Source organism: Pseudobutyrivibrio ruminis CF1b (assembly GCF_000424005.1).
GTDB classification, from domain to species: domain Bacteria; phylum Bacillota; class Clostridia; order Lachnospirales; family Lachnospiraceae; genus Pseudobutyrivibrio; species Pseudobutyrivibrio ruminis_C.
Map to the genome: position 1 here is coordinate 1 of NZ_AUJB01000003.1, position 17,847 is coordinate 17,847.

A 17,847-nucleotide genomic window follows, 5' to 3' on the forward strand; every position below is an offset into this window, starting at 1 on the left:
AATGATTTTTATTAACCGGCAAGTTAACAATCATTATTCTATGAGAGGCACTCATTTTTTACAAACCTGATATTTTTACCCTAACAGGAATGCTCTATTCGCCCTTAATTATGCATTCTAGGCATTCTAGGTAGCCATGAATAGAATTTTAAGTCAAGCCGGCGTCCATATATATGGACACCCATTCATGGGTGTCCACCTTCGATGATGACTTTTGACCCGATGACTTTTGACCGATGACTTTTGACTTGACTTTTGATATGAAAATGGGGTCTGGCAAAAGCCAGACCCTCATGTTATACAATCAAGTTTGCATCTAAAATCAGCGCCTCACGAAGCCCCCTCAACAAGTAACGGCTTAATACTAGTAGCCCCTTTGAAAGACCATCAACAACTTTGGCAAACCATCAGGAACTTAAATTATCCACTTTAACAAACCCACAAATAGTTTGATTATTCTTTTTAATTTGGTGCTTTGCATAATGCGCTATAGTATTTATCAATATACATATAATCCAATTTAGTTATTTTTCCTTTAGCCTCAGCCTTTCTTTTTAAATCACCAATATGCTTTAACCAATCGACCGTTTTTTTCTTATTAGTTTTATCATCCTCTACCTTAAATTCTTCCTGAAACATTGTGGACCAATTACTTCCATAAGATATTATTTCACTTACCTCTTTATAAGAAATAAAATCCCACTCAGACACACTTTTAACATCTACACCAAGAACACTATTATTGTTTTTTGCTATCGCTGTATTTGCTATGATTGCATTCTTTGTCGCTTCTGGCACATATAAATTTAACCAATTAGATTCATTTGAAAATTTCTGTTTTAATATTTCAATAATTCTTGATTCTAACTTTTGAGCTTCATATAAAACTTCTTCACTATAATCATCTAAATGGTTTTCAATATATTCTTCTAAGTCAGGTGTGGTATATTGGGGATATCTGTTGTGGAATTCTACTTGCAATTTTCTACGAGAAATATTTTCAGCAGCAGCACCTTTTGCTGTTTTAATCTCTTGGATTGCTTCATCGCTTAAATTGTTAAGAGTATCCCCTAAACAAATCAATAATGGCTCACATTCTTTATGGAAATTCTTATCATTAACTATTTCCATATTTTTTTCTGCTAATGTAATATTAACAATATCATCTATAATTCTAATAATAGCAGACATACAATTGTTAATCGCTATATATCCCTGATTACCTTTATCCCATTCCTCTAAACAGTTTTCTTCAATTGTCCTAAGCGATTTCATTAAAAACGGAAGTAATAAATTTATGGTTTTATTATTATCCAACTTATCAAATGTTCCATACTTCACCACATCGTTATTTGCTTTACTCTTATATTTATTAAAGAAACTTGTTTTTTCAAGTGCCAATCTTAAAGATTCAGATGTTATGCACCGCCTATTCGTACTACTGTTAGTTCCTGTTACTATTCTGTCATAAAGTGGAGAATTATGATTTTCACCCAATCTTTCACATACCGCAAGCATAACTGCCTTTGTTCTCTCTAAATATGATTCTGAATTCCAAAAAATACTTATGTTAAGGCTGTTCCTTAAAGTCTTATTCACAGCTTTTTGATTTTCATTAATATCCATAAACATTTTTAATTGCTCATGTTTATCCATGTCAACAAAAGCAACCACTGGTATAGCACTATTTTCACCATGTGTTGAATCCGAATATCCGTATAATCTATGTTGACCATCAATTATGAATGCAGAACAATATGTTTTTGGTAAATGTATGATTCCAGCACGCGAAAACTTATTTAGGTTCTCATCAGTCAAAGGATCGAATTTAAAATCATCTCCTTTATTATCTATTGAAATGATAATAGAATTGGGGAAATACCCTCCGTTATCAATAAATTGTTTAACTTTTGTCAATCTATCCTTTGTTATTAATCTTTGATACGTTGGCATTAAATTTTCATTCGCATTATCCCTATGTAAAATATATGCTAATTTGAGTAATCTTTCTGGTTCTATGGAAAATGAATAATATTTTAATCCTTCCCCCATTATTCCTTCAATAGCAGGAACCATATTTTCCATATTTTCTATAATCTTTCCAGCAAATATATTTCCTAATAACTGGTATTTAGCAGCAGGACCTATATAATTAACCAATTTATCATAATAATCAACAACATCCATTTCAAAATTAGATATATCAAATTCTTCCATTCGTATCCTATCAGCTTTTCCAATAGAATAATTTTTAGTTGCAAATATATATTTAAATTTTCTACCAGGATATTTAGAAGATATTTCTTTTATTATTCCATCCCTTATGGTTGGTATTTCTTTTAAATCTTTATCAAATATATGGTTCTTATCATATGTATCACTACACTTACATTCTATAAGCAAGCACACTTCATCATCTATTGCTACAATGTCAACTTGTTTACTCTGCCTCTTTGAGAATTGAACTTTAAATTCGTTTGTTGAATTAAGTGTTGTAAAACCCATTTTATAAAAAATAGTCCAGACTTCATCTTCAAACAAATCTCCTATAGGTTTGCTTTTTTCTATTAAAACGCCGCCCCTCTTATATTCTCTAGTTATATACCAGCCTTCTTGTAAATAATTATCAACTGAATCTCTATCAACCTTTTTTTTAACAGTTTTGTTTTTTCTTTCTTTTGCAGCTTTTTTAAGTTCATCTCCAGAAACCAAATTCTCCCAATTTGTCATAATAACCTCCATTTTATAGATATAATGCACTATTATAAGCAGAATAATTATATCTATTAATCATAATATAAATGTATTATTTAAAGATCGAACAAACCGCTTTTTCCATAAGCAAATAGTCTATTTAATGTTCCCTCTTCCATATCTTGTATATTAAATAAAGTATCAAGAACATCAAAAGTTTCTGACAGATTTTTTTTAGCAGATTTCCATCCTCCACCATCTGTTACCCAGATAAACTCCACCCCATTTACCTCTTTCATCTTAGATGCAATTAATTCGTAACTTCTTGATGTTTCATTTAGCTTTGAACCACCTCCACCATAAAAATTTGTTTCAATAACATATATATTATCTTGAGCCTTTACGACAAAATCCCATCGCTTTGTACTTTTCCCTTCTGCAGAAATCGGTGAAAGATCGACACCCCACTTTTCCTCGATTTCTGTTAAATACATCTCTTTATAGTATTCAACGCCGGCCTCCACAAGGTATTTTTCCACCAAATCTTCCATTTGATGTCCACCACGATTTTTTCTACCGTTACTATCAAGGCCTACTTCTATTCCTAAGCAATAGTCAACAAGGTTATTAATTAGATGGTTTGCTATAAGATCTAACAATCCTGTTTTCCCCATAAATACAATATACTGGTCAACACTATAATTCATTTCCTTAAAATTATAGTTAAAGGCACCTTCCGCGTCCTGTGCATATATCTCTGTCTGTCGAACCGCTAATAAAGTTGGTATGCACCTTATAACCTCTGGATAACGCTCTATAAGCTTCTTAATATCTTCTTCTATATTTTTAGAGCCAATTAGGCTATTCATAATATTGAGTTCAACTTTCATTGCCTCAACATTCTCGTATACTTTGTTAAAGTCAACATAATAATCATATTGATTTATACTTGGTCTCATGGTTTTTAACCATTCATCAAAATTACGCATTTTCAATTCTCCTTTTTGATAGATTTATATATTCTTCATTATTATCTATGCCAATATAGAAACGATTCAATTCTTTGGCAACAACACCTGTTGTTGAACTGCCACAAAATGGGTCTAATACTATATCACCCTCATTTGTCGATGCTAGTATGATTCGTTCCAATAAATACTTTGGCTTTTGTGTAGGATGCTTTCCATATTCTTTTTCTTTTTTAGAAGTTAATGCCCCAGTCCAAACATCCTTCATTTGCTTACCACCATTTAGTTCTTTCATTAATTGGTAGTTAAACAGCTGTCTTGCCTTATTTTCATCTTTTCTAGCCCATAGTATTGTTTCTGTACTATGGGTAAAACACTTACACGCAAGATTAGGAGGTGGATTGGTTTTTTGCCATATAATATTATTAAGAATCTTAAAACCTTCCTGCTCTAAAGCAGTACCTATAGAATAAATATTATGAAGCGTTCCGCTTATCCATATGGTTCCATTTGGTTTTAATACTCTTTTACAAGCACGTATCCATTTTCTGTTAAATTTGTGTTTATCCTCAAAGCTATACGCTTTATCCCATGCACCTTTATTCACTGAAACCATTTTGCCTGCTTGACAAGTTATACCATCATTAGATAAGAAATATGGCGGATCTGCAAAAATCATATCTATAGATTCTTTTTTGCATTTTGAAAGAAGCTCAAACGTATCTCCCAGATACAATTGAGTTTGGTCAGTTTCATAGTAAGGCTTTGTTCGTGTGATTTTAAAATTCATAATTTGTAATAATAACTTCTTTTCCCCGTCTTTTTTTAGCGTTACTATTAATATTACGTTTTACATCTGTTGATTCGATTCTAAAACCATCATACAACTCATAGACTAAGTCGACATCATGATTTGAGAGCATACATTTTACTCCCTTATCAGAGAGGCTCTTATATAACTTAGATAATCTAACATGGTCATCATATGTAAAGCCGTCTTTTGTATAATCGGTAAATGATGCGGTCTCGCTTACTGGAATATAAGGAGAATCAAAATATACAAAATCATTTTCCTTTATTTCTCTGCAAATCTCTTCAAAATCTTTACAGTGGATTTTTACATCAGCCTCTTGCAAATAATATCCAATATTCATTAGATTGGCTTCATCCATAGATTTTCCTAGCTGCTTATTATTATATGGAACATTGAATAATCCTTTATTGTTTACACGATAAAGACCATTAAAACAATGTTTATTAATCCATATCATGTAAGCTGCACATTCTGCATCAAGCTCTCGATTTTGAATCTTATTGTTGTATTCAACTCTTCTAGCCAAATAATATTCCTTATCACATGGTCCTTTATCTAATCTATTTACTGCACGTATTACAGCTCTAGGATCTTCTTTTAGCTGTCTATATACATTGATTAACTGTTCGTTTGTATCATTTATAACTGCCTTCTGTGGTTTTAAATGAAATAAAACGGCGCCTCCACCTATAAATGGTTCATAATATGTATCATACTTGTTGGGAGTTCTTTCCCATATTTTATCAATGAGCTGTCTTTTTCCTCCAGCCCACTTTACAAAAGGTTCCATCTATAATTTCTCCTGCTTATATTTTTCAAATTTCCATATTAAGTATATCATAGGCAGTTTAATTTTAAGAATCACATTTTTTAATAATAAAATATTTCTGCCACTAAAATTTTAGATTAAAATCAAAAAAGTTGCATGAGGAATTCCTCTTGCAACTTTCAGATATAATCTCTGCACTTTTTGGAAAATATTAGGCGATGTCTCTGCATGGAATTTCATCAAATTCCTTTGCTATCATCTCTTCTATCATTCCTTCTTTCGCAAGCTTAAAATTCATTAGATATTCCAAATGACTAAATCCTTTATTTAACTGATTTGTTGTTCCTTTCCAGCACTTGCCGTCTGTTATCAAACCAAATTTGATACCTACTTTATCAAGATCAGCTTGTCTATTAATGTACGAATCGATAATTTCTTCTGGCTTAGAGCCTTTATTATTGAAGAAATTCACTTCAATATTCATGCATTTTGTATATGTCCTATTAACAATGATAAAGTCAGCCTTTCTGTTAGCTATATCACTACTTATTGACATACCATATTTCGCTAAAACCTTAAATTGCTTTTGAGTTAAAAGTAATAAATCATATTTATCACATACTTCCCTAATTATAGATTCACAAATTATTTCGAATATCTTACCTCCACGATTTTTTCTTCCGTTAGAATCCAATCCAACTAAAACGCCTACAATATAGTCTCTTACACTTTTCTCAATAAGATTCTGGAATAAGTATTTTAGTCCCGTATTTACAAAAAATTCATAATAATTCTTAATTGATTCTTCGCTTAATTCATTTTTGAATTTTGAACCATTAAAATTATATCTTTTGTAACTACTATATGTTTCATCACAGGCTATCACCAGGTTCTTATCCTTTGTTATTTTCTTTCTGTCTTCTTTAGAAATAGCAATTAGTAAAGGAAATAATTCAACAACATCAGGTACTTTCTTTAGTAATCTAAAAAACTCATCTCTAAATTTAGACTCATCTTGACGAATAAGTACGTCCATTGCATGTATTTCAATATTGTATTCATCCAATCCTGTTATATTGTTCCAATCCACAAAAAAACTATATCCTCGATTGGTCTCCATTAAGCCTTCCTCAAACTCTGTTACTAATTCTTTTCTGTTCATCTTTGTAGTCTCCTAGTAATTTATAATTTATTTGAATTCTGTGTTACCACCTAATATGAACCATACCAGTCGTATCTTCTATCTCCAATATTCTTGGATAGCCATCTCTATCTAGAACAAATGCAATTTCTCCATCAATCTCCAAGGTACATCCTTGTTCATTAGCAAATTCTTTCTCAAAAAATTCCATAAACTTTCTATCTCTAGTAGTATTTTTCATAATTTTAATTTCCTTCCAAAATAAATATCAAGTGCATCAATACTCCTGCTGATTAAGTGCGCTCTGACTCTAGAATACCCAATAGGTTATTCTTTTACCAAACGGGCGGTACAGTTTATCAATTTAATATACTGACCTTCTGCTATAACTATCTCTCTATCACTATTAATATAATGGCAATCAACTATATTGTTTAATCCCCCTACATATGAAGAATATATTTCATAATCAGCAAACTTTCCTTCTTCAATAACAGTAACGGTGTACTTTCCAGGTCGCACACCATAATCTTCTTTTACTGGATAAAAATCCGCTTCGTGTTCCATTCTATAATTAAAGGGTTTTGGTACTGGAGCAAACCCCCACATAAGCGCTATAGTAAATATAAATATGAATCTAAATACATGTTTCTTCTTCACAATCAGTCTCCTCTAAGTTATTATTTAGCATTAATATAGACATCCATCTCATAATATGGATGTCTATTCTACTCTAAAAGCTACGTTAGTATGGTTATACTAGAGTTGGCATTTTTATAACCTCACCATTATCACTGTAGCTCGAACCTATTGTTTCATATGTAACCTCATTCTTCTTAAGGTCCATTAGTATTAATGAAACATTTGCCTTCAAAGCTAACCCTTGTTGCATAACACCGTCTAACGCTATGAATGCATCCGGATTATTGATAATAATTGATACTTTGTGCTTGCTATCAGGTGACATACACGCTATCAGGCCGAGTATGCACATAAATCTTGAAAAATAATCTTCTTCTAACGATTTGATATATAAATGTTTAAAATACCATCTATCTACATTATTCAGTTTGAAAACAAAGTCTGGTTTAAAACCACGTTCTTCGCTATCCCATTCACGTTCATTCACTTCTCTAGTGGCGATACCTTTGTTAAAAAAAGTATCGTCGATTATCTTCCACGCTTTAGAAACGAACTCTCTAGTCTCTATTTGTATTTTTTGCTTGCGTACAGCTAAATCCGAAATATATTTACCTTCATTTGGTGATATAATCCTGGCTGCAATCATAAAATCCTCTAAACTAATGCCGTTTTGTGGGTCTGATTCTGGCGCCGTTAGCTTCTTCATAATATCGATACCTGGAATGTGTTCCCCTCGTTTTAGTCTGGATAAGTAAGACTTATGAATTTCTGTTTTCTCGGCCACCTGACTCAATGTACGATTACCAATTACTAAGGAAGTAAGCCTTTTTATTTCCTGTTTTGCATCATACTCATCTTCACTAATTTCTTGCAGATTTCTGTTCTCCAATAATGTATCCTCCTTAATAAACACTTTATGTCGTACAACCTTAGCTGATGTAATGTATGTTACCACAAAAGTTGCACGTTTGCAACATTAAAGAAACCACGTTTGAAACTTTTTTATCTTGTCAATTTTAATGTTTATAAAAAAACATCACATATCCCTATAAACACGCACTTCTACGTGTTGCGTACCCATAATGTAGCCACCTTGCAATATGATATATTTTTATCTTTTTCTACTTGACCATTATATATTCATGTGATAATTTTTTATCACAAGTTAAAAATATATCACATAAACGGATGTGTATTATGATTGGTTGTTAATGTTCTTTGCCATACAAGAATTACTAGCTGGTCGTTATTTCAATATAATGGAAAGAACAGGTGACGAATAGTGCCAACGATAAAAACAAAAATCAAAGAATTACGAGTTGCGGCTAATATGCAGCAAATAGAGCTCGCAGAAAAAGTAGGTGTCCGTAGGGAAACAATAGGAAATCTTAAAAACGGTAGGTATAACCCATCTCTGAAACTAGCTATGGATATTGCAAAAGTTTTTGGCAAGACCGTGGAAGAAATATTTGAATTTCCTGATGATGACATGTAATAATTAATATTGAATTGAAATAAACTATGAGGGGGATTAATCATGAATTTATTTGACGAAGTATTCGATTCAGACGCTAATATCTACGGTGTCATCCTAAGTCATAAAGAATACAAAAACAACACTTTCTATGTTCTTTGGAAAAATGAACACATCGGCTTTATCGATTCTGACGAGGCTGCAATAAAACCTACTGGTAGAAATTTTGCTGATATTCCACTAAAGGATTTAGCTGATTCAATTTCTGAGAATAATCATCCCGTGATATCTAATGGAATTGATTGGGGTGAACCCAAGGGCAAGGAAATCTGGTAATATTACTTTGTTGCGGCACTATAGGACTCAAGCATTACAATATAATACTCTACTAGCACTGTCTCTTATAATGAAAAGCATGGAGGGGCATCAAGCTAACTTGATGTCCCCTCCATTTTGTAGGAAAACCTTTAAGGTTATTATAATTCTTGACTTCTTTTTTCTTCCTCAGCCAAAAGTTTCTCAAAATCTAAATCAAATCTTCTTTCCAATAATTCAAGTATCCGAAAAAGTCCTTCCCCAACAAATAATTGATTTGTTCCAAATTTATAATTCATTTCACTTACTCTATCTAAATCAATATCATAAAAATAATATTTAGCCTTATACTCACTACCATCTTTGCATATATAATGAACCGGGTATCTATAAGTCAACCCTTGTATTTGCGTCCAGCCGTTGTAAGAATTCTTATTATGACAACAGCTTCCTAACGTTCTTTCAAGCTCTGTAACTAACAGGGCAGTCTTTTCATTTCTTTCCAATATAACAAACTCCTCTACAAAAAAATCGCAATCAAAAAGATGCCTGCTCATTATAATACAGAGATCCCCTTTTGAATACTCCGAAATTTTATTTTTTCAATATAATCATAATGCTTTTCTTTCTATTACCACACCTGATAACCTTGCCTTCTGGCACTGTCATATACTGGTTGCATATTCTTCTGCAAAATATTGTAAAACTCTGTCTCCGTATTTCCTTTTCGATATAGCTCCTGATTAGCCCAAATGGAATGCAAATTATCCTTAAAACATTTCTCGTATTTCTGCCTAATTACTGGCTTGCTCACATCATGAATCATTCCGTATAGAATAAATTGGTTTCTTGCAAAAGCTGGGAAATAATTGTCCCACTTTGGAAGCCTATTGTTCTTTGATGAATTAAGAGATGAATCCATTGGCATAAGATTCCATAGTTCATCATTCATCACAAATGACCATGGAATGAAATGATCGATGTCATAATTTCCCTGTTCTATTGGCTCATTCTTAAACACATCAATAATCTGCTTTTCATGAAGTATGCATTCCCACAAATCTCTTACATACTTCAGCTTGCGCATCTTCTCATCCATAGGTGCAAGCTTATAAACAAGGCTTGGTACTTCAGGATTATTATTTTGTAGCCATTTAACCTTTTCAAACTGAATCCAGCCAAGTATAGAGACCATATTGTCGTTGATTAGTCTTATCCAGTTTTCATTGAATCGAACTTCTCGTTTTAATCCTGCGGAATGACCAAGACAATATGGCAATGGTCTGGTTTTATTTAGAACCTCGGAATAATCAATCAACACATTTATTCTATTCCAGTTGATTATCGCATTTGCGTTATCAAAAAAACCTGCCAGCGCTCTGTATGGAACATTTTTAGTCAGCTGATCTTTGTAAACTTTTAATTCATTATCGTATTTACGGATTTCATTTTTGATTTCCACCTTACTGGCATTAGCTGGTAAATCACTTAATTGGGACAGCAAAAGAACGGCTCTCTCCAAGCCATCTCTTACTTCACCCTCCATCATACCACTCAGATGAACATGAAATTCAAGCACGGTATACCATGCATTGCAAATCATCTCATCGATAATGTCATTAAATGTAGTTGATTTCACATCTTGGGATATAAGCTGGACTATAGCCTCCAGCCAATAGAATTTATAACAGTAAGAAGGGTCTTTCATCATCAATGAAAAACCCTCGATATCAAGATTATTATAATACTCCTTATTAATATTCAAGATTGACTGATTATCAAAATAATCACTCATGAAATCCCCCCATTAATTATTGCCTTCCCAGAAAATCTTGTTTTTAAATCCACCTCGTTTATCTTGTTTCGCTTGCTTTACTTCCATCAGTTCTTCGATGGAATGTCCCCTCGCTTTACATATAGCAAACAAAACCTCTAGTACATCAGCCATTTCCTCAATGGATTTATCTGCCTGATATTCAGCTACTTCTTCGTTTAGCTTTTTATCTAATTCTGCCAGATATTCATCATCAGTAAGTACCCTTGTAATAGGATTTTTACCATCAGCCTTGATAATATCTGGAATCTTATCTCTCACAAGTTTTCCTGACATATTCTCCCCCTACATACATATAGACAGTATATCACAAGATTCCATGAATAATCATAATATATATGCTTTAAAATAAGTTTTTCTTGAAAAAGTAGAGCTGGAAATAATTCCAACTCTACAAATCTTTCTCACTGAATATTCATAATAAATCTACACTTAGGAAAATTACTGCAACCATAGAACTGATTACCAGCATTATCACCTTTCTTGGCAGTTCTAAGAACAAGTTCTCCACCACATTTTGGACATATCAGTTTTTGCTCGGTCTGTGTTTTGTTCTCTTCACTTGTTGTAGGTTTCTGTGTTTTTGTTGCTTCTACTATATCTTCATATTTCTTTAAATAATCTGTTCGCTGTTCTACATTAAGAGTTAATATTGACTCTCCTAACTGGACCATTTCTTTTTTACTGTAGGAAAGAGTCCCTGTTAAATTTCTCAAATAATTAATTAGTTGATCGCAACGAATTACTTTTTCCTTTACTTCTTTTTTAGCCCATTTATCATTTACTACCGTTTTTTCATTTGCCAGAACAATTACTGTTCTATAGAAATTGTCGAAGGACTTCCCCACAAATAACTGAGCTATTTTACTAGTACATTCCTTCCAGCATTCCTTGTAAACTGCCAAATGTCTCTCATTTTGTGTAATAGGACTATAGATTCCTTCTTTGTATTTACGTCCTTTGTAATCGAAAGATCTAATGAAATCGCCCTTATTATTTATCTCAATATTACCAAACAAATTCTTGCACTCGATAATAACAGCCGCATGTTTTGATACTACAAAGTAATCAATCTGCGCACTTCTCCCATCATTAGTTTCTATATACAGATCTCTTAATACTACAAGATCCATATCGCTGTTTTTCAGTTCATAAAGGACATTTTCTTCCCCCTTTATACCAGCGTTTACAATAACTATTTCTTTGTCTATTTTCTCAGCAGCCTCGCTATCATCAGGTACTGTTTTTCGAAGTTCCTGTAACTTACTCAAGTATTCTTTTGAATCACAAGAATCTTTTAGAATAACAACTTCCGGTTTACTAAAAAGTCCCATATTTATCACCCCGTCACATACACTCTTAAAAACTTTTGTATACTGAATCTTATCATTTGAGTGTGATTATTCCGTTACTAAAAATAAATAATTATAGCAAAAGCACCAACCCTCCGGTTGGTGCCTCCATCGGCGAAGCCGATCTCCAATCCTTCCTTTATTAAGACGAATACTATCTAGTTTGCATTCAAGCCAAATTGTCTTGTCATAAATCTTTCTTTGTATCTAGACTCAGCCTCTATGATTTCTTTATCAGAAACTTTCATTGGAAAGATATGGAGAATAATATACTTAAACTGCTTAAAATATTCTTCACCATGTTTTTTATACAACTCCCTAAGCTTTTTATTACCACCATGATAAGTTTCAGAATATGTTCTCCAACGTGCCCATAAAGATTCATTATTTTCATAAGCACTACCTATGTATTGTTTTCCAGTATTACCGTCAATAATCATATACACTGCTTTAACACAGATAAAATGCTCATAATAATCTGAGTATTGGTTAGAAATAACCTCTTGAAGCTGGTCAAAAGTAAAGTCAACAGAATCATAATCTCTAAACTTCTCTATTGTTCTATTTCCTTCTGAAGGCCAAATTTCATCAACGACAAACTCTTTTCCCGTACTATTGTAGAATGAGAATTTATAGTTATGCTTAAAAACCAATCTTCCAGCATATAAATCTATGTTTAATGGTACCCTTTCCCATGTATAGAGATTTTCACCTACTTGTTCAACCAATTTAATTGCAAATCTATATCTGCATTTTGTTCCTGTGATTCCAGCAAGAACCAAGTAAATCCTACCTTTTAAGTTTACTCCCCTCTTCAAGTCAATGACATCTTTCGTAAGACCCTCATCATTCATATAGTCTTGGTATATATCTTTTCCATACCACCAAACATTATAATTATCTATACCTTCAAGCAGCATTAAATCATGAAGCGTCATCTTGAATTTCCTCCTAAGTATCATTAATTTCTTTCTCATTTTATTCTACATAATATATAGATATTGTAATGGTTTGGTTAGCTAAATTCAAAATGAAAGCACCAACCCTCCGGTTGGTGCCCCCATCGGCGAAGCCGATTTCCAATCCTTCCTTACTCGCGTAGCGAGTGGTCTGTGGAGTTCGGGCAGACCTGGGCCTGGAAGGCCCTGCTAGGGATGGTCCCCAAATAAAAAATCCGGTCTGCCAGAACCAAATAATTATTCATCCATTTTTCTTCCACACATAGGACAATACTTTATTGGAACATTTATGGTAGTATCTCCAATGCCATATGAGTTCACTACATTAAACTCTAATAATGATTTGTTTGGAAAAACTACCGCTCCAACAGTGCATCCTTTCAGTTTACCTTCTTCTTTAATAACTTCATCAAAAAGCCATTCTCCCAATGAAGTTATAGGTTCATTAGCTGTACAATATTTACATCCAGACATATGCAATACCTCCATTAAAAATTACAAAGTAAACATAAGTTAAACATTATCTTTTCACATACAGTTGTTAGTATTACTTAAATGGAATAAATAAGTAGACATTATGTCTATGACAAAGGCTCCAGCTCACCTCCTATTGTTCACTGGAGCCTTTTTCCTGCGTAAAAACAGCATCTGGCCTATCAAAACCAAATGCTGTATTCCATGACTATATTTAATATGATATATTTTCCAACAATTGGCGAAACTCTTCAAAGCTTTTCGATTTACTTTCGCTCATCATTTTTGCAGTGTCTTCAGCAATAGCTTCAGCCATTATCTCAGTCAGTTCCCCTGCCTTTTTAGAAAGTTTCTTTTCTTCATATGTCATGAAGTCTTCAAAATCTTCCCTTTCAAGCTGGCCCCTTAAAAGCATATTTCTAAGGCTTATATACTTATGAAAATATACAGTTGCAGCCTTTAAATCCTCTATAGTGCATTCGATATTTCCCATAGGCTTACCTCCTAATTCAGATCTACCTCTTCACCCATCAGGTTCTCTCCCAGCAATGTGTCAGGGTCGATGGTGTACCAGTCATAGGTGGCAGTATGATCTTCCAAATTCTCGTACAGATGAATCACAAGTTTTCCGTCATCTGTAGTGGAATCCACCTCTGCACATGGAGCGCCAGACAGTTTCTTTGCCCTCTCAAGGATTTCCTCCTGGGAAATCTTTGTGGAGTCATTTGTGCCAGGATTGCCACCTGTCTTTTCCTTGCCGCAGGCCACCAGCAGGCAGCAGGCCATAAGAATCATTATCAAGCCTCTGCTAAATCTAAACCATTTTTTATTCCCCATTTCTATTACCTCCTCACTTACCAATACAGAATACAACTAAATTGTGATTTTTTTCTTAAGATTTAGTAAACATCTCACCAGAACATCTATCGAACACTTATAGGGATATAATTAAAAAAGCTGTTATTATGAACAATGGTCAGTCATTTTATGTTATACTAGGCATAGAAAATCAAAACGACATTCATTATGCTATGCCTGTTAGAAATATGCTATATGATGCACTTGCTTATTCGCAGCAGGTGGATGAAATAGCTACCACTAACAGAAATAATTCAGAATCAACACCAGCGAATTATCTATCAGGTATTTCAAAGGATGATAAGCTAGACCCAGTTATCACTGCCACCCTATATTGGGGCTCGCAGCCTTGGGATGGCCCTGTTTCATTAAAACAGATGCTACGTGATGTGGATACCAGATTGGCACCATTTATTAATGATTACAACCTTAATCTATTCTCCATCATTGACCGAGAAGATTTTCCTGAATACAAGACCGAACTTGGTGCCCTGTTTTTATTATTAAACTGTCGCAATGATGAGGAGAAAATGCAGCATTTAGTCCAAACTAATGCTACTCTCAAACATATATCGAGACCAACAGCCGAGTTGATGCGAGACTATGCCTCATTGAAAAGGCTGCCTCGTAAGAGTAAGGAAGGTGATTATAATATGTGCAAAGCAATTGAAGATATGAAACGTAAAGGCATGGAAGAAGGCATTGCAAAAGGTGTAGAACTCCACACACTTGAATCCATCAAAACAATAATGAAAAAATTAAATTACACAGCCGAACAGGCAATGGATTTCTTTGATATTCCTAAAAAAGATTTCAAAAAATACATGTCCATGCTTTAAATAACCACACCCAAGAGATTTCTCTTGGGTGTTTTTTATCCCTTTAAAGCTATAATAAACATCAATACATCTTTCAAATCTTATGTTATTATACCCCTATGAAAAACTTTGAGAAACTTATAACTGAATCCATGAACGAGGTGACACGCATCGGGATCAAGCCTGGTGTCATCCGGTCATGGTCTATTAATAAAAGAGCGAAAACCAGATGGGGGCTTTGCAAGCAAAACCCAGATAAGACTTTTGAAATCCAGATTGCCGAGAAGCTCCTGACAGATGACAGGATTTCTGAGCAGGCCTGCAAGGAGACCATCATCCATGAAATTCTTCACACCTGCAAGGGGTGCATGAAGCACACCGGTCAGTGGAAATACTATGCTGAGGTCATGAACCAGGTCTATGGTTACCACATCAAGAGGGTCACCACAGGCACAGAAAAAGGAGTCGAGGACTACAAGGCCTCAGGCTCCCTGGCTGTCAAATATGTATTTACCTGCGGCAACTGCGGGGCCACCATTTATCGCAAGCGGGATAGTCGCTTCACAAAGCATTATAGGCATTATGGGTGTGCCAGATGCGGGGCTGTGGCTTGGCAGAAAGAGGTGGTTTAGGCCTTTTAGGCTGTTGTGGCTTTTTCTCTGTGGCTGAAGAAATTGGCCAGTATTCCGCCCGCTGCATTGCCCAGGGTGATGACTAATAATCTTAAGAATATGTCCACCGAATAGCTTCCGGCCATGTTGTAATAGAACATGTCTGCCACGCAGTGCTCTGAGCCTATCAGGATAAAGCCCATCACTGCAAGGATTATGGCCAGATACTTTCCACACACGTGCTCATTATTCCTGTACTCATCCACACCTATGAAAATGAAGATGTTGCAGAGGACGCCCAGGAAAAACAGGCTCACAAAGGTGTCAGCATTCTTTATTTCGCACAGTGCATTAGCTTTTTCTGTAAGGGCGGCCCACTGGCGGGTGTTTCTGATGATGAAGGCCAGTATAAATGAGCCTATGAAGTTTCCGATCCATATGATGAGAATGTTTAAAAGATTCTGGCTGACTTTGCCATTTAGCACATAGCAAATCTTACCGGTGAACAGACTGAAGCCCATGGTCAGCACCAGGAACAGTCCTATGCTAAAGAGCGCCGAGCCCACGATTTTATTATCTACTGAAAGATAGATCATGCCGCCCAGGCCGATGGAAAACCCGGCAAGAACAGAAGTTAAAAGAGTCTTTTTTGCATCCATAACATATCTCCCTTCACTAATCTCCCAACAAGATAGGTATATTCTATCTTATAGTTGTGTATTTTCTATAGTCTTGATTTAGATGCTTTAGCTAACTATCGTTAGCCTTTTCTAACTTCAAATAGTATATATATTGCCCTATGGTATTGTCAATAAAAAAACAGCTATTCATTATGAATAGCTGCTTTAACTAGCATTCCTTTAACCATATATTTTAATACCATCCTTTAATATTTCGCTTAGTAGTTCTGGATTGTTTAGTAGCTGATCAGCATCAAGTAAGTCAACATTTTTTCTAAGTGACTTTGAGACTTTTTCTACCAAACCATAGAATTTCAATCCCTTTACAGTAGATGAAATAAGTAAGTCTACATCACTATCATCTTTAGCTTTTCCTTTTGAATATGAGCCAAACAAATAACAAAAATCGATATTATACTCTTTAAATATCTCACTACATTTATTCTTTATTTGATCTATTGTTAAGACCCCATGTATCTCATCAATGACATTAAGTGACTCCAATTTATCTACCATATAGCTATACTTTACTGAGTTCACTTTACTTGGCTCATTCTCATAGGATTTATAAGACCTGATAGATACATTTAAAAATTCAGCAGCCTGACTCTGGGTCATCCCAATTTCTTTTCTAATCTCTTTTAAGGATTCTGTCATCTCTCATTCCTCCTTAATTAAATTATATATTCACTTTGCACTTTTGCAAATCAAAAAAGTGCAATATTTGCACTTTTTATCATTTTAAGGTGCAGATATATATAATACTAGTACTGTTTCTGATGTTCGAGAATCAGAACATTTCTCGAACACTTTTCGCTTGTGTGTTCGATTTTTGTATGCTATAGTATATGGGTAGCTTACCTATGAAGCTACTAGAAAGATCAGTTCTATGAATATTATAGCTAAGATACACAAGGATATATATAGATGTGTCACAGCGGATATTATAACAGATGACGTAATATTAACAAATGAGCGTTTACAACACATAAAACAACGCCACCCTAATGACTATGAGCTTTATCTAGAATACATTAAATCGACTGTTGAAGATCCAGACTATATAATTGAAGCAAACAAACCTAATAGTGCTGTTGCTTTAAAAGATATTATAATTGAAAATAATATCCACTTGAAAGTAATAGTTCGTCTTGTTACATCTAATGATAATCCTGAATATAAAAACTCTGTGATTACTTTCCAAACTATACGTGATAAAGAATGGAAAAGACTATTAAAAAACAAGACTATTCTTTACAATAAAAATGAGCCATGATATCATTATGTTAACAAATACAAGGATTTTGGAGGTAGAAGAATTCGTCCACGTCTACACGCCGATGGTTTGACAGGAGGAAACTCCGAGAGATGCGGGAGCTATTGGACGCCCGCCCAAAATCCTTGTTGAATGTTATAAAAAAATCACGCCCAAGAGATTTTCTCT

23 protein-coding genes are annotated in these 17,847 nt (G+C 34.1%); 5 read left to right on the forward strand and 18 right to left on the reverse strand.

Translation table 11 applies throughout. From position 1 onward, the window contains the following. Window positions 1-462 precede the first annotated feature (462 nt). The 8 genes from G592_RS0101030 to G592_RS0101065 all read right to left on the reverse strand — a co-directional run bounded on the left by G592_RS0101030 (window position 463) and on the right by G592_RS0101065 (window position 7,917). Complete coding sequence (locus G592_RS0101030) at window positions 463-2,730, reverse strand: DGQHR domain-containing protein (RefSeq protein WP_028246177.1); 2,268 nt, start codon at window positions 2,728-2,730, stop codon at window positions 463-465. A gap of 80 nt (window positions 2,731-2,810) precedes the next feature. After that, entirely contained in the window at window positions 2,811-3,683 is an 873-nt protein-coding gene (locus G592_RS0101035) for a type II restriction endonuclease (protein ID WP_028246178.1), read from the reverse strand. Further along, window positions 3,676-4,452 carry a DNA-methyltransferase gene (locus G592_RS0101040; RefSeq protein ID WP_028246179.1) on the reverse strand — a complete coding sequence of 259 codons (777 nt, stop codon included), beginning with the start codon at window positions 4,450-4,452 and terminating at the stop codon, window positions 3,676-3,678. The genes G592_RS0101035 and G592_RS0101040 overlap by 8 nt, the downstream gene beginning before the upstream one ends. Beyond that, complete coding sequence (locus G592_RS0101045; RefSeq protein WP_028246180.1) at window positions 4,442-5,266, reverse strand: DNA adenine methylase; 825 nt, start codon at window positions 5,264-5,266, stop codon at window positions 4,442-4,444. Before G592_RS0101045 ends, G592_RS0101040 begins: the two co-directional genes overlap by 11 nt. Window positions 5,267-5,456: 190 nt before the next feature. Further along, on the reverse strand, window positions 5,457-6,407 hold the full coding sequence (locus G592_RS0101050) for a DpnII family type II restriction endonuclease (RefSeq protein ID WP_028246181.1): 951 nt from the start codon (window positions 6,405-6,407) through the stop codon (window positions 5,457-5,459). Window positions 6,408-6,450: 43 nt separating this feature from the next. Next, a complete protein-coding gene (locus G592_RS17450; protein ID WP_155942131.1) occupies window positions 6,451-6,627 on the reverse strand; it encodes a hypothetical protein in 177 nt (58 codons plus the stop codon). An 86-nt stretch (window positions 6,628-6,713) separates the two neighbouring features. Then, entirely contained in the window at window positions 6,714-7,046 is a 333-nt protein-coding gene (locus tag G592_RS0101060) for a hypothetical protein (protein ID WP_028246182.1), read from the reverse strand. A gap of 94 nt (window positions 7,047-7,140) precedes the next feature. Further along, window positions 7,141-7,917, reverse strand: a complete 777-nt coding sequence (locus G592_RS0101065) for a helix-turn-helix domain-containing protein (protein ID WP_028246183.1) — start codon at window positions 7,915-7,917, stop codon at window positions 7,141-7,143. A gap of 393 nt (window positions 7,918-8,310) precedes the next feature. Between G592_RS0101065 and G592_RS0101070 the strand changes: the two genes are divergently transcribed. Together G592_RS0101070 and G592_RS0101075 are read left to right on the forward strand one after the other, a co-directional pair. Then, entirely contained in the window at window positions 8,311-8,523 is a 213-nt protein-coding gene (locus G592_RS0101070; RefSeq protein WP_028246184.1) for a helix-turn-helix transcriptional regulator, read from the forward strand. A 42-nt stretch (window positions 8,524-8,565) separates the two neighbouring features. After that, entirely contained in the window at window positions 8,566-8,838 is a 273-nt protein-coding gene (locus G592_RS0101075) for a hypothetical protein (RefSeq protein ID WP_028246185.1), read from the forward strand. A 140-nt stretch (window positions 8,839-8,978) separates the two neighbouring features. Here G592_RS0101075 and G592_RS0101080 read toward each other — a convergent pair whose 3' ends face one another. From G592_RS0101080 to G592_RS0101115, 8 genes are all read right to left on the reverse strand, one after another. Beyond that, complete coding sequence (locus G592_RS0101080; protein ID WP_155942132.1) at window positions 8,979-9,323, reverse strand: hypothetical protein; 345 nt, start codon at window positions 9,321-9,323, stop codon at window positions 8,979-8,981. Window positions 9,324-9,448: 125 nt separating this feature from the next. After that, window positions 9,449-10,612 carry an HNH endonuclease domain-containing protein gene (locus G592_RS17265; RefSeq protein ID WP_028246187.1) on the reverse strand — a complete coding sequence of 388 codons (1,164 nt, stop codon included), beginning with the start codon at window positions 10,610-10,612 and terminating at the stop codon, window positions 9,449-9,451. 12 nt (window positions 10,613-10,624) lie between these two features. Further along, entirely contained in the window at window positions 10,625-10,927 is a 303-nt protein-coding gene (locus G592_RS0101090; protein WP_028246188.1) for a nucleoside triphosphate pyrophosphohydrolase, read from the reverse strand. Between the two features lie 128 nt (window positions 10,928-11,055). After that, window positions 11,056-11,985, reverse strand: coding sequence for an NERD domain-containing protein (locus tag G592_RS15235; RefSeq protein ID WP_051194692.1), 930 nt, complete (start codon window positions 11,983-11,985; stop codon window positions 11,056-11,058). A gap of 176 nt (window positions 11,986-12,161) precedes the next feature. Then, the gene (locus tag G592_RS16800) at window positions 12,162-12,941 is read right to left on the reverse strand and encodes a GIY-YIG nuclease family protein (protein WP_051194693.1); all 780 of its coding nucleotides are present in this window, start codon (window positions 12,939-12,941) and stop codon (window positions 12,162-12,164) included. Window positions 12,942-13,199: 258 nt separating this feature from the next. Continuing rightward, window positions 13,200-13,436 (reverse strand): hypothetical protein, encoded by a 237-nt coding sequence (locus tag G592_RS0101105; protein ID WP_028246189.1) that lies wholly within the window; start codon window positions 13,434-13,436, stop codon window positions 13,200-13,202. Between the two features lie 214 nt (window positions 13,437-13,650). Continuing rightward, window positions 13,651-13,929 carry a hypothetical protein gene (locus G592_RS0101110; protein ID WP_028246190.1) on the reverse strand — a complete coding sequence of 93 codons (279 nt, stop codon included), beginning with the start codon at window positions 13,927-13,929 and terminating at the stop codon, window positions 13,651-13,653. A gap of 11 nt (window positions 13,930-13,940) precedes the next feature. Further along, a complete protein-coding gene (locus G592_RS0101115; RefSeq protein WP_028246191.1) occupies window positions 13,941-14,273 on the reverse strand; it encodes a PepSY domain-containing protein in 333 nt (110 codons plus the stop codon). 128 nt (window positions 14,274-14,401) lie between these two features. Here G592_RS0101115 and G592_RS15245 point away from each other — a divergent pair, with 128 nt between their 5' ends. After that, a complete protein-coding gene (locus G592_RS15245) occupies window positions 14,402-15,133 on the forward strand; it encodes a hypothetical protein (protein ID WP_036951431.1) in 732 nt (243 codons plus the stop codon). A gap of 98 nt (window positions 15,134-15,231) precedes the next feature. After that, window positions 15,232-15,744, forward strand: a complete 513-nt coding sequence (locus G592_RS16805) for a SprT-like domain-containing protein (RefSeq protein ID WP_081660274.1) — start codon at window positions 15,232-15,234, stop codon at window positions 15,742-15,744. 5 nt (window positions 15,745-15,749) lie between these two features. On the opposite strand, the gene G592_RS0101130 is transcribed toward G592_RS16805, so the two are convergent. Then, window positions 15,750-16,424, reverse strand: a complete 675-nt coding sequence (locus G592_RS0101130) for a formate/nitrite transporter family protein (RefSeq protein WP_330365366.1) — start codon at window positions 16,422-16,424, stop codon at window positions 15,750-15,752. A gap of 159 nt (window positions 16,425-16,583) precedes the next feature. Beyond that, window positions 16,584-17,060 carry a nucleotidyltransferase domain-containing protein gene (locus tag G592_RS0101135; RefSeq protein WP_028246194.1) on the reverse strand — a complete coding sequence of 159 codons (477 nt, stop codon included), beginning with the start codon at window positions 17,058-17,060 and terminating at the stop codon, window positions 16,584-16,586. 232 nt (window positions 17,061-17,292) lie between these two features. On the opposite strand from G592_RS0101135, the gene G592_RS0101140 reads away from it, so the two are divergent. Further along, a complete protein-coding gene (locus tag G592_RS0101140; RefSeq protein WP_028246195.1) occupies window positions 17,293-17,679 on the forward strand; it encodes a PBECR2 nuclease fold domain-containing protein in 387 nt (128 codons plus the stop codon). Window positions 17,680-17,847 lie beyond the last annotated feature (168 nt).